At 59.6% G+C, this 16,556-nt stretch carries 11 protein-coding genes; 9 read left to right on the plus strand and 2 right to left on the minus strand.

Going from position 1 to position 16,556, the window contains the following annotated elements:
- Window position 1 precedes the first annotated feature (1 nt).
- From BLR72_RS07200 to BLR72_RS07240, 9 genes are all read left to right on the plus strand, one after another.
- Entirely contained in the window at window positions 2-592 is a 591-nt protein-coding gene (locus BLR72_RS07200; protein ID WP_091946846.1) for an SCO family protein, read from the plus strand.
- A 429-nt stretch (window positions 593-1,021) separates the two neighbouring features.
- The gene (locus BLR72_RS07205; RefSeq protein WP_091946848.1) at window positions 1,022-1,528 is read left to right on the plus strand and encodes a hypothetical protein; all 507 of its coding nucleotides are present in this window, start codon (window positions 1,022-1,024) and stop codon (window positions 1,526-1,528) included.
- A 12-nt stretch (window positions 1,529-1,540) separates the two neighbouring features.
- Window positions 1,541-1,735, plus strand: coding sequence for a hypothetical protein (locus BLR72_RS07210; protein WP_091946851.1), 195 nt, complete (start codon window positions 1,541-1,543; stop codon window positions 1,733-1,735).
- 300 nt (window positions 1,736-2,035) lie between these two features.
- Window positions 2,036-3,067: a sulfate ABC transporter substrate-binding protein gene (locus BLR72_RS07215; RefSeq protein WP_091946853.1), complete on the plus strand. Its 1,032-nt coding sequence runs from the start codon at window positions 2,036-2,038 to the stop codon at window positions 3,065-3,067.
- Window positions 3,068-3,071: 4 nt separating this feature from the next.
- Window positions 3,072-3,932 carry a sulfate ABC transporter permease subunit CysT gene (gene cysT, locus BLR72_RS07220; RefSeq protein ID WP_027230615.1) on the plus strand — a complete coding sequence of 287 codons (861 nt, stop codon included), beginning with the start codon at window positions 3,072-3,074 and terminating at the stop codon, window positions 3,930-3,932.
- Window positions 3,916-4,806: a sulfate ABC transporter permease subunit CysW gene (cysW, locus tag BLR72_RS07225; protein WP_051614651.1), complete on the plus strand. Its 891-nt coding sequence runs from the start codon at window positions 3,916-3,918 to the stop codon at window positions 4,804-4,806. The genes cysT and cysW overlap by 17 nt, the downstream gene beginning before the upstream one ends.
- Before the next feature lie 11 nt (window positions 4,807-4,817).
- Window positions 4,818-5,855, plus strand: coding sequence for a sulfate/molybdate ABC transporter ATP-binding protein (locus tag BLR72_RS07230; RefSeq protein ID WP_091946855.1), 1,038 nt, complete (start codon window positions 4,818-4,820; stop codon window positions 5,853-5,855).
- A gap of 282 nt (window positions 5,856-6,137) precedes the next feature.
- Window positions 6,138-14,771: a GH36-type glycosyl hydrolase domain-containing protein gene (locus BLR72_RS07235; protein WP_091946857.1), complete on the plus strand. Its 8,634-nt coding sequence runs from the start codon at window positions 6,138-6,140 to the stop codon at window positions 14,769-14,771.
- Between the two features lie 129 nt (window positions 14,772-14,900).
- A complete protein-coding gene (locus tag BLR72_RS07240) occupies window positions 14,901-15,323 on the plus strand; it encodes a Fur family transcriptional regulator (protein ID WP_228017347.1) in 423 nt (140 codons plus the stop codon).
- Window positions 15,324-15,402: 79 nt separating this feature from the next.
- Here the strand turns inward: BLR72_RS07240 and ptsN are convergent, their stop codons facing one another.
- Window positions 15,403-15,867: a PTS IIA-like nitrogen regulatory protein PtsN gene (ptsN, locus tag BLR72_RS07245; protein WP_027230619.1), complete on the minus strand. Its 465-nt coding sequence runs from the start codon at window positions 15,865-15,867 to the stop codon at window positions 15,403-15,405.
- Window positions 15,868-15,930: 63 nt separating this feature from the next.
- The gene (raiA, locus tag BLR72_RS07250) at window positions 15,931-16,524 is read right to left on the minus strand and encodes a ribosome hibernation-promoting factor, HPF/YfiA family (RefSeq protein ID WP_036813481.1); all 594 of its coding nucleotides are present in this window, start codon (window positions 16,522-16,524) and stop codon (window positions 15,931-15,933) included.
- Window positions 16,525-16,556: the final 32 nt, after the last annotated feature.

Here is a 16,556-nt window from a genome sequence, read left to right on the forward strand (position 1 = left end):
AATGGGAATTCGGCTTCTGCGCTATGGGCTGTGGGCGGCTATTGCCGTCCTTTCCCTTTTGCTGGTCATCACCTATGTCAATCCCCGTCTCGGCAGCCAATCTGCGGGGGTGAAACTCGGCACGCCCTTCAACCTCATCGACCAGAATGGAGCACCCATCACTGAAGCCGCATTCGAGGGCCATCCAAGCGTGCTCTTTTTTGGATTCACGCATTGTCCCGAAGTCTGCCCGACAACGCTTTTCGAGATGTCGGGCTGGCTGAAGGACCTTGGCGACGAGGGCAAGGACCTGCGGGTTTTCTTCATCTCCGTCGATCCGGAGCGTGACACGCCGGATGTCATGAAAGGCTACACCACGGCTTTCACTGACAGGATCACCGGCATTACCGGCAAGCCGGACGAAATCGAGAAGGTGCTGAAAGCATGGAAGATTTATGCTCGCAAGGTGCCGACCGAGAACGGCGACTACACGATGGACCATACCGCCTCGGTGATCCTGCTTGATCGCGATGGAAGACTGAAGAGCACGATTGACTATAAGGAGAGCAAGGACGTCGCCCTCAAGAAGTTGCGCCTGCTCATCGAAAGCTGATGGCACGTGGTTTCTCGTCGCGCTTTTTCTGGCCCGGCGAGAAACCCTGCCACAGGAAGACCGTTCCAGATTTTGTGGCGTTTGGAACAATTGTATACTAAAAAACTCATAATTTCCTAGAATAATTCTAACCTATTGATATTTTTAATAGTTTTAAAGATTTAGTGTTTGACTTTATCAGGTTCGCCAGCCTTTATGCGAACTGGCGCGAGGTGCGCCGGCATCCCACGGATGCATCCCTTTGATGTCTGGGCCTTGAACCCTTTCGATTGGAGGACCTTATGATTGGTCTTTTTCTGCCACGCCTGCGCGTGGTTTCCCTGCTGCCACGGCAGCAACTGCTTTTGTCCTCCAAGCGGCTGGCCGATATTGTTCCAGGTCGCCGCAAAGGCTCTTTCGCTGCAACACGCAATCACGAAAGGGCAGGCGATGTATCCGCATTTGACTGAATCGCATGGCGGCAACGGCTGCTATTTCGACCGAACTCCCGAGAAGCTCGTTCTCGAAGGTTATCGCCGTTGGACTGCGGGCTTTGAAACCGGATCGGTAGTCGCCTGGGAGATGGCTTTCGGTCTCTACAGCGAGCTGCTCGGCCGCCGCAACGGCAATCGGGCGCTGTCGGAACTGTCGTATTTCATCCGCACCCTGCGCCATTGCGCACTGTGCCCGTTGAAGACATTTCCATTCGGTTCGCACCATGTATGCCGGGAGGAATGCCTGACTTTGGGACTGATCGCGGGCCTACAAAATTGTGACATGGTTGCGGCCAGAACTTGCCTCAATGCCATGGCATGTCCTTCCCGTCAGGAGGATGTGGAGAACGCTGCGATCGCCTTTGCCGAAACGCTTGTCGAATTGGACCAGGTGCTTTTGCCGATACCGAAATTCGCAATCGACGACATTATTTCGCGCCCGCAGCGCGCGAGCCTGCACTAAAGGGACGAGACAATGATCATCAGTTCACGGCTGGAACGCCGCCTTTCCATCACTGCGACTGCGCTTCTGACGGCAGCCGCGTTCGCCATGCCGATCAAGACCCGGACATTTACTGAAAGCCGGCCATCCGCAAAGTATGTGAATGTCGCCGAGGCCGGGACGATCGATAGAACCTACCGCGACCACGGCAGGGCGCGCCCTCGTTAAAAGTGGTTCGGCCCCGTGAATTGCGGGGCCGCTCCCGTAACGTCCGCCATCCCGTTAGACAACTATTCCACGATAGTATGATTTTTCAGGAAAGGGGCGAAATCGGGCGCGCATTCCCAATTTTCCGATCGTGCCCGGCCCATCAGGAATCCTGTGCTCCGGCCCATTAGACGACCGTTTCGATAGACTAAGGTGCTTGCGGTAGAATATTCTAATTTTCCCCTGTAAAAGGAATTCTTTCTAACGCCCCTAATTTTGGGGCCTCTGCTACGCTTCAGTTCTCATCATACGGAGGCAGGCATGAAAAATTCCCGATTTTCCCTAACATTCGCGGCAGCGTTGCTTACAGCAACGATCGCCGTTCAGCCGATGTCTGCTGCCTTTGCGGACACCACCCTTCTCAACGTCTCCTACGATCCGACCCGCGAGTTCTACAAGGATTTCAACGCGGCGTTCGCGGCGAAGTGGAAAGCCGACACCGGCGAGACGATCACCATCCAGAGTTCACACGGCGGATCGGGCAAGCAGGCCCGCGCCGTGATCGACGGACTCGATGCCGATGTTGTGACGCTCGCACTCGAAAGCGACATCACGGCGATTGCCGAGGCGACGAAAAAAATCAATCCCGATTGGCGCACCAAATATCCGCACAATGCGGCGCCCTACACCTCGACCATCGTGTTTCTGGTTCGCAAGGGAAACCCCAAGGGCATCAAGGACTGGGGTGACCTGATCAAGGATGACGTTCAAGTCATCACCCCAAATCCAAAGACCTCGGGCGGCGCCCGCTGGAATTATCTGGCAGCCTGGGCCTGGGCCTATGGCCAGTACGGCGGCGACGAAGCCAAGATCAAGGAATATATCGCGACGCTGTTCCAGCACGTTCCGGTCCTCGATACCGGCGCCCGCGGCTCGACGACGACCTTCGCCCAGCGCGAACTTGGCGACGTCCTGCTTGCCTGGGAAAACGAAGCCTATTTGTCGCTGGCTGAATTCGGCGAGGACAAATTCGATATCGTCGTTCCCCCGCAGTCGATCCTTGCCGAACCGCCCGTTGCTATCGTCGACGGCAATGTCGATGCCAAGGGCACGCGTAAGGCTGCCGCGGCCTATCTCCAGTATCTCTACTCGGAAGAGGGCCAGACCCTCGCCGCGAAGCATTTCTATCGTCCGGCAGAACCGGAACTGGTCGCTCCAGACCTCATCAAGAAATTGCCGGAGTTGAAACTGGTGAAGATCGATGATCCTATCTTCGGCGGATGGGCCAAGGCGCAGCCCTACCACTTCGGAGATGGCGGAACGTTTGACCAGATTTACAAGCCGAAACAATAACAGCATGATTTCCAACCTCGCGAAAGCAGGTTGGCGGTTTAAGAGGCCGAGTGTCATTCCGGGATTTGGAATGACACTCGGCTTCACTCTTGCCTACCTCGCATTAATTGTTCTTATTCCTTTAACGGGTCTCGCATGGCGTTCCGCATCCCTTGGCTGGGCCGGGCTATGGCATGTCGCGACCGATCCCCGCACCCTCAACGCACTCAAGATCAGCTTTGGCACGGCCTTTGTCGCGGCGCTGATCAACGTCTTTTTCGGCGTCGTCGTTGCCTGGGTGCTGGTGCGCTATCGTTTTCCGGGTCGTCGCATCATCGATGCGATTGTCGATCTCCCCTTCGCCCTGCCGACTGCCGTGGCCGGTATCGCGCTGACGTCGATCTACGCCAAGAATGGCTGGATCGGGCGCTGGCTTGATCCGCTCGGCATCAAGGTTGCGTTCACGCCGATCGGCATCACCATCGCGTTGATCTTCGTCGGCCTGCCTTTCGTGGTGCGCACGGTGCAGCCGGTGATGGAAGAAATCCGCACGGAGGTCGAGGAGGCTGCGGCCACGCTCGGCGCCAACCGGTTCCAGACGATCACGCGTGTGTTGCTGCCCGGTCTCCAGCCGGCGATCCTCACCGGGTTCGCCCTCGCCTTCGCCCGGGCAGTCGGCGAATACGGTTCGGTGATCTTCATCGCGGGCAACCTGCCTTACGTGTCAGAGATAGCGCCGCTCCTCATCGTCATCCGGCTTGAGGAATTCGACTATGCCGGCGCGACGGCGATCGCAGCAATCATGCTGCTGATCTCATTTGCCATGCTCTTCATCATCAATCTTATTCAGGCGTGGAGCCGCAGGAGGTATGGCTATGGTACATGACCTGTCCCAGACCGCAGCCCCCGCAGCGGCGACCTGGCACCCGGCAACGACCGAGAGCCGCGGCTCACGCTATGTGCTGATCGGCATCACACTGGTGTTTCTCGGATTGTTCCTCGTCCTGCCGCTCGTTTCGGTTTTCGTCGAGGCATTCCGCAAGGGACCGGCCGAATATTTCACCGCGCTCATAGAACCCGACGCGCAGGCTGCCATCCGCCTGACGCTGCTCGTCGCCGCTATCGCCGTGCCGCTTAATCTCGTCTTCGGCGTGGTCGCCGCATGGACCATCGCCAAGTTCGAATTCAAGGGCAAGGCGTTCCTGACGACGCTCATCGACCTGCCGTTCTCGGTCTCGCCGGTAATTTCGGGCCTGGTTTATGTGCTGCTATTCAGCTCGCACAGCTTGCTTGGACCTTGGTTCAAATCGCATGGCATCGAAATCCTCTTTGCCGTGCCCGGTATCGTGCTTGCGACGGTTTTCGTGACCTTTCCCTTCGTTGCCCGTGAATTGATCCCGCTGATGCAGCATCAGGGCACGACTGACGAGGAAGCCGCGCTCTCGCTCGGGGCCAATGGCTGGCAGACTTTCTGGCACGTGACATTGCCGAACATCAAATGGGGCTTGCTCTACGGCGTGCTTTTGTGCAACGCCCGCGCCATGGGGGAATTCGGCGCCGTGTCCGTCGTATCAGGCCACATTCGTGGGCTGACCAATACGATGCCGCTGCATGTCGAAATTCTTTACAACGAATATAATTTTGTCGCTGCGTTCGCGGTGGCTTCGCTTCTGGCGCTGCTGGCGCTGGTCACGCTTATTCTCAAGTCATTGCTTGAGATGCGATACGGCGCGGAGCTGCGAGCAGCAGGCGGACACTGAGAGGGTTTGAAATGGATGTTCGCGTAAGTGGTGTGCGCAAGGAATTCGATCGCTTTCCGGCGCTGCACGACGTTTCACTGGAAATAAAGTCGGGCGAACTTATCGCCCTGCTTGGCCCGTCCGGGTCGGGCAAGACAACTCTGCTGCGCCTGATCGCCGGGCTGGAATCCCCCACCGAGGGCAAGGTGTTCTTCGGCGATGAAGACGCATCGCTGAAGTCGGTCCAGGAGCGCAATGTCGGTTTCGTGTTCCAGCATTATGCTCTGTTCCGGCACATGACGGTGATCGACAATGTTGGTTTCGGGCTGAAGGTACGGCCCTCGAACACGCGGCCCGCCAAGGACGAGATCCGGCGCCGTTCATCGGAGCTTCTCGACTTCGTCCAGCTTTCAGGTCTGGAAAAGCGCTACCCCGCGCAGCTGTCGGGCGGCCAGCGCCAGCGCGTCGCCCTCGCTCGCGCGATGGCAATTGAGCCGCGCGTTCTGCTGCTCGACGAGCCTTTCGGCGCCCTCGACGCCAAAGTTCGCAAGGAACTCCGGCGCTGGCTGCGCGAAATCCACGACAAGACCAAGCATACGACCGTCTTCGTGACCCATGATCAGGATGAGGCGCTTGAACTTGCCGATCGGGTCGTGGTGATGAGTCAGGGCAGCATCGAGCAGGTCGGCACGCCGGACGAAGTCTACGACAAGCCAAACTCGCCGTTCGTCTATGGCTTCATCGGTGAATCGAGCCGCCTGCCGGTTCGCATCGAGAGCGGAACTGTCTGGATCGGCGAGAAGTCACTTGGCCTTAAGGCCGACCGGCCCGATGGCAACGGCATGCTCTATTTCCGCCCGCACGATGTCGAGCTGGTCGACGGCTCGAATGGCTGCATCGTGGGTACGGTCGTCGCGAGCCGCCGTGTCGGCGCAACGCGGCGCGTCGAACTGATGGTCGCGGGTGCTGAGGAGCGTATCGAAATCGGCATCGATGCCGACCACCCTGCGACTGAACTCTCCGGCATCGCTTTCAGGCCAAGACATTTTCGCGTCTTTGCCCGCGATTGAAGCAGGTAATGCGGCGTTGGCGGGATCATCGCGATCCCGCTTTTTTGTTTGGGGCCACCCCTTGCAACCAAAGCCCGCCTTAACAGTTTCCGGCTGAAATACGCCAAAAGCCCAATGGAAATCTGACTCATTTTCATCAAAACTGATCGCTAGAGGCGAAAGTGCTTCTAGCGTCATTGCCTTGAGCCGATTAGATCGTAAACTGTTCGTGAGGGGGAACGATCCCGAGCGAACCTTGTGCTGCAATCAGAAGATTATTTCTTCCAACCGAAATGATGGCAAATGCCCGCATTGAGTTTCATTCAAGCTTTCACATCCCAGAAAAATACAGCCGGCCAGGTCCTTTCTGCCCAGCCGAACCCTATCAGGGCTCATTACAAATCAATCGATGACTTGCGGGATCTGGGAGCGCGGGTAGCGAAGGGCGAAGACGTCCGCCTGCCCGACTATGAACCGATGGTGTTCGAGCAGCGCACCGTCGAAAACGCCAAGCTCATTCTGCATTCCTATCGCTCGTCCGATGCGGCAGCACGCAAAGGTGAAACGATCACGCCAGCCGCTCAGTGGCTGCTCGATAATTATTATCTCGTCGACCAGAATATTCAGCAGGTTGAGCGCGATCTGCCGAAGAAGTTCTTCCGGCAACTGCCGCCGCTCGCCAACAATCCCGGCATTCCGCGCGTCATGGCGCTTGCCTGGCTCTATGTCGCCCATACGGACAGCCAGTTTTCGCTGAACAGTCTCAGCGCAATCGTCGAAGGCTTCCAGACGGTCGAGCCGCTGCATATCGGCGAACTCTGGGCCTTGCCCTCCGCGGTGCGGTTCATCCTTATCGAAAATGCCCGCCGGCTCTCCCTGCGCGTCGAGCGCGCCCGCCGCATGCGCGCCTTCGCCAACACGGTTGCCGACGAGATCACCCTTTACGCTGACAAGGACGCGCTGCCGCAGCTGCTTGCGCAATATGCGCCGGCGGCACGTGACAGCACCTTCGCCACGCACCTCCTCTATCGTCTGCGCGGCGGCGCGACCCATTCGGGCGCCGCTGTTGCATGGCTCGAAGAAGAGCTCGAGAAGAACGGCAGCGACGCCGAAGACGCTATCATCCAGGAACATACACGCCAGTCCACCGGCGGCGTGACCATGGGCAACCTGATCCGAAGCCTCAAGTCCATCGACGATGTCGACTGGATCACATGGTTCGAGACGGTCAGCGGCGTCGATGCCGTCCTGCGCGAGAATTCGAATTTCGACGCGCTCGACTTCCATTCACGCAATGCCTACCGCGTCGCCATCGAAAAAATCGCGCGGCGGTCCGGCAAGAGCGAGCATGATATCACCCTCGAAGCGCTGGACCTTGCCCAAAAGAGCGCCGAAGAGACCGGTGGTGGCGATGCCGTCACCGAACAGCGCAAGCGCGACGTTGGCTACTACCTCTCCGGCGATGGCCGGCCCGAACTCGAGGCGAAGTGCGATTATTCACCGACGGTGCTTGAGCGCTGGGTCCGCTTCTATCGGAAGCTCGGCCTTGCCGGGCTCTGGGTGCCGGCATCTTTCTTTTCGATCGCCATCCTGCTTCTGATCCACTACTGGCTCCGTCAGGCCGGTCTGTCGCACGGCATGACGCTGCTTTTCACGGTGCTTGCGGTTTTCCCGGCGATGGAAACGGCCAACGGCTTCGTCAACTGGATCATACCGATGTTCATGCCGCCGACGCGGCTTATCGGCTTCGAATACAAGAACGGACTGCCGCCCGAGGCAAAAACCCTTGTCGCCGTGCCGACATTGATCACCTCGCGCGACTCCGTCGACGAGCATATCCGCAACCTCGAAGTGCACTACCTTACCAACCCGCGCGGCGAGGTCTATTTTGCTCTCCTTACCGACTGGAAGGACAGCCAGAACGAGCAGACGGACGACGATCTCGACATATTCGACTATGCGCGCGAGAAGATCACCGCGCTTAACGAACATTATACGCAGGCCAATCCGCGCTTCTTCCTGCTTCACCGCAAGCGGCTCTACAACCCGCAGGAAGTCTGCTGGATGGGCTGGGAGCGCAAGCGCGGCAAGTTGCACGAACTCAACTTGCTGCTGCGCGGCGATAAGGACACGACCTATTTCCCCTCCAACGAGGAACTGCCGACCGACATCAAGTTTGTCATGACGCTCGATTCCGACACGCGCCTGACGCCGGATTCGGTCAATCGTCTCGCCGGCAAGCTGGTGCATCCGCTCAATCGCCCGATCTACCGGGCAAAATCCGGCCGTGTCGTCAGCGGCTATTCGGTTCTGCAACCGCGCGTGACGCCCTCGCTCACCACCGGTGACGACGCCTCGTTCCTGCAGCGCGTCTTTTCGGTCAACCGCGGCATCGACCCTTATGTCTTCGCGGTATCAGACGTCTATCAGGACGTGCTCGGCGAAGGCACCTTCACGGGCAAGGGCCTCTATGATGTCGATTTCTTCGAAGCGTCGCTCGACGGCAAGATCGGCGAGAACTCGGTGCTCAGCCACGATCTTCTCGAGGGCGGCTACGCGCGTGCCGCGCTCGTCAGCGACGTCGAAGTCGTGGAAGATTATCCCACCGGCTACAATGTCGATATTTCGCGCCATCATCGCTGGACCCGCGGCGACTGGCAGCTGTTGCCCTATCTCTTCAGCGCCAAGCCGGGCGTCACGGCCGTCACGCGCTGGAAGATGGTCGACAATTTGCGCCGTTCGCTTGCGCCGATCTTCTGGCTGATTGCTGCCATTGCCGGCTGGACGTTGCTGCCGCCCGGTCTTGCCACGCTCTGGCTGTGCTTCCTCATCTTCAGCATGTTCATCGTGCCGACGATGATCCTTTTCACCAATCTTGTGCCGACGGACATGAACCTGTCGCTCAAGGGCCACTTCCAGGCGATTCTGACTGACATCTTCTCCGGCGCCGCCGATATCGCGCTTCGCATCACCTTCCTCGCCAATATGGCGGTTTTGATGGGCGATGCGATCGTGCGCACGCTCTATCGCCTCTTCGTCACGCGCAAGCACCTCCTCGAATGGCGGGCCGCCGCCCAGGCGAAGACGAGTTCGCCCGACACGCTTCAGTACTACATGCAACTGATGTGGCCGGCGACGGTCGTCGCCATCATCGCCATCGGCTTGCCCCTCGCCGGCCATAGCCGCGCATGGTTCCTGGCAGTGCCTTTCGCCTTAATCTGGTTCCTGTCACCGATGATCGCCTGGCTCGTCAGCCGTTCCGCCAAGCCACTCGACGATCTCGCCGTCCGATCGTCCGACAAGAGCGAGCTGCGCCGCATCGCGCGCCGCACATGGCACTACTACGATACGTTCGTGACCAAGGAGCAGAACTACATTCCGCCGGACAATTTCCAGGAGGATCCGCATCCGGTCATCGCAACGCGCACGTCTCCGACCAATATCGGCATGTATCTGCTGTCGACGGTTGCGGCACGCGATTTCGGCTGGATCGGCTTCCATGAAACGCTGACGCGGATCGACCAGACGCTCAGCACGCTCGAGAAGATGGAGAAGTATCGCGGCCATCTCTACAACTGGTACGAGACGACGACATTGCGGCCGCTGCTGCCGCTTTACGTCTCGGCCGTCGATAGCGGCAATCTCGCCGGCCATCTGGTTGCGCTTTCGTCGGCCCTCGAAAAATGGGCGGAAGCGCCTTCCGTCTATCTCCAGAGCGATCTCGACGGCATTCTCGATGTAAGCGACATTCTCGAAGAGGCGATCAACGATATTCCAGATGATCGCCGCGTGCTGCGGCCGCTGCGCCGCCGCCTTGAGGAGCGCGTCGCAAACTTCCGCCGTGCCATCACCACCATCAAGGAGGAGCCGGAGACGGCTTCGCTGCGCACCATCAACCTTTCCCTCTTTGCCGGCGATATTCAGCGCCTCACCGAGGAGTTGCATGGCGAGCTCGAAAGCCCCGCCAGCGTCACCGCCAACGAATGGGCGCTGCTTCTCGTCAAGACCTGCCAGGCCCACACGGACGACGCCATCGGCTCGCATGAGGGCACGGACGTCCTGCGCGAACGGCTGGTGACGCTCGCAACCCGCGCGCGCCAGCTGGCGTTCGACACCGACTTCACCTTCCTCGAGCGCAAGGAGCGCCGCCTGCTGTCGATCGGTTTCCGCGTCGAAAGCAACGAACTCGACGCAAGCTGCTACGACCTGTTGGCCTCGGAAGCCCGACTTGCGAGCCTCTTTGCTATTGCCAAGGGCGATATACCCGTCGACCACTGGTTCCGTCTTGGACGCCTGCTGGTTCCCGTCGGCTGGCGCGGCGCCCTGATTTCGTGGTCGGGCTCGATGTTCGAATATCTCATGCCGCCGCTCGTCATGATCGAGCCGCTCGGCAGCATGCTCGACCAGACCAATAAGCTGATCGTCCAGCGCCAGATCGAATATGGCGCGTCGAAAGACCTGCCGTGGGGTATATCGGAAGCCGCCTATAATGCGCGCGACCCGGAGATGAACTACCAGTACACCAACTTCGGCGTGCCGACGCTCGGTTTGAAGCGCGGCCTGTCGAAGAACTATGTGGTGGCGCCCTATGCCAGCATCATGGCCAGCCAATATCAGCCGGCAGAAGCTGTAAAGAACCTGAAGCGTCTGCGCGCGCTTGGCGCCCTTGGCCAGTACGGTTTCTACGATGCCGTCGACTTCACCAAGTCGCGCGTTCGCGAAGGCGAGGACTACGCTGTGGTGCGCAACTACATGGCTCACCATCACGGCATGTCGATCGTCGCGGTGAACAATGTCGTATTCGAAGGGCGTATGCGCGAACGCTTCCACTCGGACCCGGTCATTGAAGCCGCCGAACTCCTGCTCCAGGAAAAGGCGCCGCGGGAAATCCCGGTTCTCCAGGCCAAGGCCGAGAACCCGATGCGCAAGGCCGTGGAAAGCAGCGAAGAAACTCCCTCGATCCACATCATCGACAATCCGCTCGGCGCTCCGCGCGCAACGCAGGTCATGTCCAACGGCCATTATTCAGTGATGGTCACCGCCAATGGTGGCGGTTACAGCCGCTGGAACGGGCTCGCAATAACACGTTTCCAGCCGGATATTCTCGAAAGCGGCTATGGCACCTTCCTCTTCCTGCGCGATATGGAGAGCGGCGACTGGTGGTCGGCGACTGGCGATCCCGTGCGGGCCACCGGCGAAAAGAGCATGACGATCTTCGCCGACTATAAGGCCGAATTCATCAAGGAAGCGGGCACGCTGCACACGACGGTGGAAACCATCGTCGCGTCGGATTCCGACGGCGAAGGCCGGCGCATCGTCATCACCAATACGGGCAGCAAGGACCGCATCATCGAAGTGACCTCCTATGCCGAACTCGTATTGACCAATGACGACGCGGATACGGCCCACCCGGCATTCGCCAAGATGTTCGTCGAGACCGAGATCGACAAGCGCGGCGATACTATCTATGCGACACGTCGCAAGCGCAACAATGACGAACCGGACATCCACGTCGCCCACATGGTCAGCGACAGTTCCGGAACCATGCGCGAAGTTCAGGCGGAAACCGACCGGCGGGCCTTCATCGGCCGCGGCCGTACGCTGCGCAACCCCGCCGCATTCGACGAGGGCGCGACGCTTACCGGCTCGCAGGGCTTCGTGCTCGATCCCATCGCGTCGCTGCGCTGCCGCGTCCGCGTGCCTGCCCACAAGAAGGTGACGCTCGTCTTCTGGACGCTGGTGCGCCCCAACCGCCAGGAACTCGAGGACGTCGTCGGCCGCTTCCGCCATCCGGATTGCTTCGCACGCGAATTCTCGCTGTCATGGACGAGTTCGCAGGTGCGTCTGCATCACATCGGCATCAACCCCGATGAAGCGCAGGTTTTCCAGCGTGTCGCAACCAGCCTGATCTATCCGGACAAGGCACTGCGGATGCCATCCGAAAGCATCGCCAGCGGCCTCGGCAGCCAGTCCGAACTTTGGCCGATGTCCATCTCCGGCGACTTCCCCATCCTTGCCCTGCGCATCGATGACGAAGCCGACATGGAAACGCTCAAAAATCTGCTGCGCGCCCACGAGTACTGGCGCGCGAAGGGCCTGGTCGTCGATGTCGTCGTCATCAACGAACGCTCCTTCTCTTATGCGCAGGATTTCCAGCGAGGTCTTGAAGCAATCTGCGAGAACAGCCGGGCGCGCGGCGCGCAGCTCGGACCGCGCGTTCATATATTCACGGTCCGCCGCGACCAGATGAGCGATGCCAGCTATAATACATTGCTCGCCTCGGCGCGCATCGTCATGCATGCGCAGAACGGCTCCCTGTCCGAACAGCTGAAGCGCATGGAGGGCCTCAGCGCGGACCTCGCGCCCACAGCGGACGCAGCCGCCGGCAGGGTCAACGCGACGGTCGACACGGGCAGCATCGAGGAGATGCGCAATATCGCGCCGGCGCCGACGCAATTGATGCGGACGCGCAACCCGAAGATATCGGGCGACGATCTGGCATTCTGGAACGGCTTTGGCGGTTTTGACCTTGCAAGCGGTGAATATGTCGTCCGCCTCGGAGGGATCACCCAGACGCCGCAACCCTGGATCAACGTCATTTCGAATTCGAGCTTCGGCTTCCACGTTGCCGCGGAGGGTGCTGGCTTCACCTGGTCCGGCAACAGCCGCGATTATCAGTTGACCCAGTGGTCGAACGACCCCGTCAGCAACCGTTCCGGCGAAGCGATCTATATTGTCGATCTTGACAAGAATATCGCGTTCGCTCCCACGGCTTCGGTGCTGCGCGACCCGTCCGTCCAGTACGAAGCGCGCCATGGGCAGGGCTATTCGACGTTCACGTCGCGCCACGGCAATGTCGGGCTTGAACTTACCCACACCATCCATGTCGAACTGCCCGTGCGCGTGTCGCGGCTCAAGCTGACCAACCATGGCGGCTCGGCGAAGCGCCTGCGCGTCTACGGCTTTGTCGAATGGATGCTCGGCAACTCCCGCGCCAAGACCGCTCCGTTTATCGTACCGTCCTGGGATGCAGAAACCGGCGTGCTCATGGCGCGCAACCCCTATGGCACCGACCGTCGCAACAATGTCGCCTTCTATGCAACGAGCGTGAAGCCGAATTCAGTGACGTCGGATCGCGCCGAGTTCTTTGGAACGCTCGGCTCCGTCGATCGCCCGGCTGCGGTTCTGCAGGCAAGGACGCTCTCCAACGTCGTCGAGGCAGGCGGAGACCCCTGCGCTGCGCTCAACGTCGATATCACGCTTGCGGCCGGCGAGACGAAGGAACTGCTGTTCTATATGGGCGATGCCGGTAGTGCCGACGAGGCACGGCGTATCCTGCGCGAACAAAGCAAACAGGGCTTCGACGAGACGCTCGGCGCCTCCCGAGCGCTGTGGTCGAACTTTCTCGGCGGCCTGCAGGTCGAAACGCCCGACGAAGCTTTCAACCTGATCGTCAATCGCTGGCTGCCCTACCAGAGCCTTGCGTGCCGTATCTGGGCGCGATCGGCTTTCTATCAGGCAAGCGGCGCCTTCGGCTTCCGCGACCAGCTGCAGGATACCCTGTCGATGCTGATCCTCGATCCGTCGTTGGCGAGGAAGCAGATTCTCAACGTATCGGCGCGCCAGTTCAAGGAGGGAGATGTCCAGCATTGGTGGCTGCCGACGAGCGGCGCCGGCGTTAGAACGAAAATCTCCGACGATGTCGTCTGGCTCGGCTATGCGATCGCCCACTACACGACGGTCACCGGCGACATGAGCATTCTCAACGAGCAGGTTGCCTTCATCGACGGTCCGGCGCTTAACGAGGGCCAGCACGACGCCTTCTACCAGCCCACGATCACCAGCGAGAAGGTAAGCGTCTACGAACATGCTGCGCGCGCGCTCGATCTCGCTGTGGCGCGGACCGGCGCACATGGCCTGCCGCTGATGCTCACCGGCGACTGGAACGACGGCATGAACCGGGTCGGCGAAGACGGCAAGGGCGAGAGCGTCTGGCTCGGCTGGTTCCTCATCAGCACGCTGCGCGACGTGATCCCGATTGCCAGAACCTTCAAGGATACGGCCCGCATCGAGCGTTGGGAGGCCCACATAGAGCGCCTCAAGGCAGCACTAGAAAAGGATGGCTGGGACGGCGAATGGTATCGCCGCGGCTATTTCGATGACGGTGCGCCGCTCGGCTCCAAGAAGAGTGAGGAATGCAGGATCGACTCGATCGCGCAATCCTGGAGCGTTCTCTCAGGTTTTGGGGATCCGTCCCGGGCGCGCCAAGCCATGAAATCGGTGGCCACGCATCTGATCGATGACGAAGCCGAAATCATCAAGCTGTTCACTCCGCCGTTCAACAAGTCGCGGCATGATCCCGGCTATATCAAGAGCTATCCCGTCGGCGTTCGCGAAAACGGCGGCCAGTACACGCATGCCGCGACCTGGGCGGTGCTTGCCATGGCGAAACTCGGCGACGCCGACGAAGCCTATCGCTGGTTCAAGAAGCTTAACCCTGTGAACCATGCGCTGAGCGCCGAAAAGGCCGAGTTCTACCGTGTGGAACCCTATGTCGTCGCAGCTGATGTCTATTCGGTCGATCCAATGCGCGGACGCGGCGGCTGGACCTGGTATACCGGTTCGGCCGGCTGGCTCTACCGCGTTGCTACCGAGGGAATCCTCGGCATCACGCGGCAGAACGACCGCCTGTTCGTCGATCCTGCCCTTCCCTCAGATTGGGATGGTTTCAGCTTCGTGCTGCGTAATGGCGACGCCCGGTACTCGATCGAGGTCCGGCCTGCGGGCAAGGGTGGCAAGAAGATTACGGTCAACGGCAAGAAACTCACCAAGGCAGAAGGCGGCATTCCGCTTGAGACCAAGGGCGAACACAAGGTCGTTGTCGAGGTCCCTGCGGGCGGCGTATCGATCGACGCCGTCTCGACCGCGGCAAAATGAATTCTGACGTGCCGCCGGCCCAGCGCCGGCGGCACAGCCACGTGCTCTGCGGTACACCCGCAAAATTCCAGTTGAGAATCTTTGCAACTGACGCGGATCTGACGCATAATCGCGGCCATGAAAAATATCATGAATCAGAAGCCGGATTACGAAAAGGAGTTGCGCAACGCTGGCATCCGCATCACCCGCCCGCGGCGTATCATTCTCGATATCCTGACATCGACCGAAGACCATCCGGACGCGATGAAGATTTTCCATCGCGCCAGCGAGATCGACGACAGCATCTCGCTCTCGACTGTCTATCGAACGATGAACTTGCTCGAAGAGATGGGTGCGATACACCGGCACGCATTCAGCGGTGGCCCATCACGTTTCGAACAGGCGCATGGCGAGCATCACGACCACCTGATCGATATCGATACGGGTGCCGTCATCGAGTTCAAATCGGAGAAAATCGAGCAGTTGCAGGAAGAAATCGCCCGCTCGCTCGGATACGATATCGTGCATCACCGGCTTGAGCTTTACGCGCGCAAGATCAACCGATCTTCATAGGAAATTGCTCAGCACTTCCCACCAGCGTGGTCGACCGCGTTAGTCGGCGATTACCGCAATCCATTTGAGATCATTGCGATCACGCCGCGTTCGACGTTGGCTGGTCCGTGAGCAGCTCATAGAGCAGGCTTGCATCGTGGGCCGTGCGCAGCTTGGCGACACGTTCCGGGTCGCGCAGCGTCCGGGCAATGCGCGACAGGGCCTTCAGGTGATCCGCGCCGGCATTTTCCGGGGCAAGCAGCAGAAAGACAATATCAACGGGCTGGTCGTCCAGCGCCTCGAAATCGATCGGGGCATCGAGCTGCGCAAAGACGCCGGTGATACGCTTCACGCTATTGAGCTTGCCGTGAGGGATCGCAATTCCGTTGCCGACGCCGGTCGAACCGAGGCGCTCGCGCTGCAAGACCGTATCAAACACTTCACGCTCGCTCAGGCCAGTCAAGGCGGCTGCCTTTTCCGACATGGCTTGCAGGAGTTGCTTCTTGGAGTTGACTTTCAATGCGGGCAGGACAGCATCGGGCTGAATGAGATCACCCAGATCCATTATCTCTCTTCCTTCCAGTTACCGTCCGCGCCCATTTCGGGCGCGGGCAGTAGTTCACGTTTGTTATCCACGGGCCGCACTTTGACCCGCTACGGTCGATGGATCGATCCAACCGATATTTCCGTCAGGGCGGCGATATACGATATTTACCTGCGTACTTCCAGAGTTGCGGAAGACGACCACAGGGCTGTCCTTCAAATCGAGCTCGACCACCGCCGAAGCCACACTCATGCTGCGAAGCGCCATCGACGTTTCGGCTACGATCGTCGGCGCGTAATCTTCAGGAAATTCCTCGTCATCGTCGGGTACCGGCGCCATGACGCGATAAGACACGTCGTCGAAGACACCATTCGATCCCGGCGCCTGATGTGACTTCAAGCGGCGCTTGTAGCGGCGCAGCCGCTTGTCCACGCGTTCGCCCGCAGCGTCGAAGGCAAGCAATGGATCCTGGGCTTCACCGGCCGCCTGGAGAACCGTGCCGGTATCCAGACGGACAAGGCAGTCTGCGATGAATCTCGAACCCTGTTTTTCCACTGTGACGTGGCCGGTATATCCGCCATCGAAGTACTTGGCCACCATCTCTCCGATCCGCTCTTCGATGCGGATGCGGAATGCGTCGCCAATGTCCATATGTTTCCCAGATACACGCAGACTCATGATAGCTCACCTTCATTGTGATTTCCGTTTAC

Source organism: Phyllobacterium sp. YR620 (assembly GCF_900104165.1).
Lineage (GTDB): Bacteria > Pseudomonadota > Alphaproteobacteria > Rhizobiales > Rhizobiaceae > Phyllobacterium > Phyllobacterium pellucidum.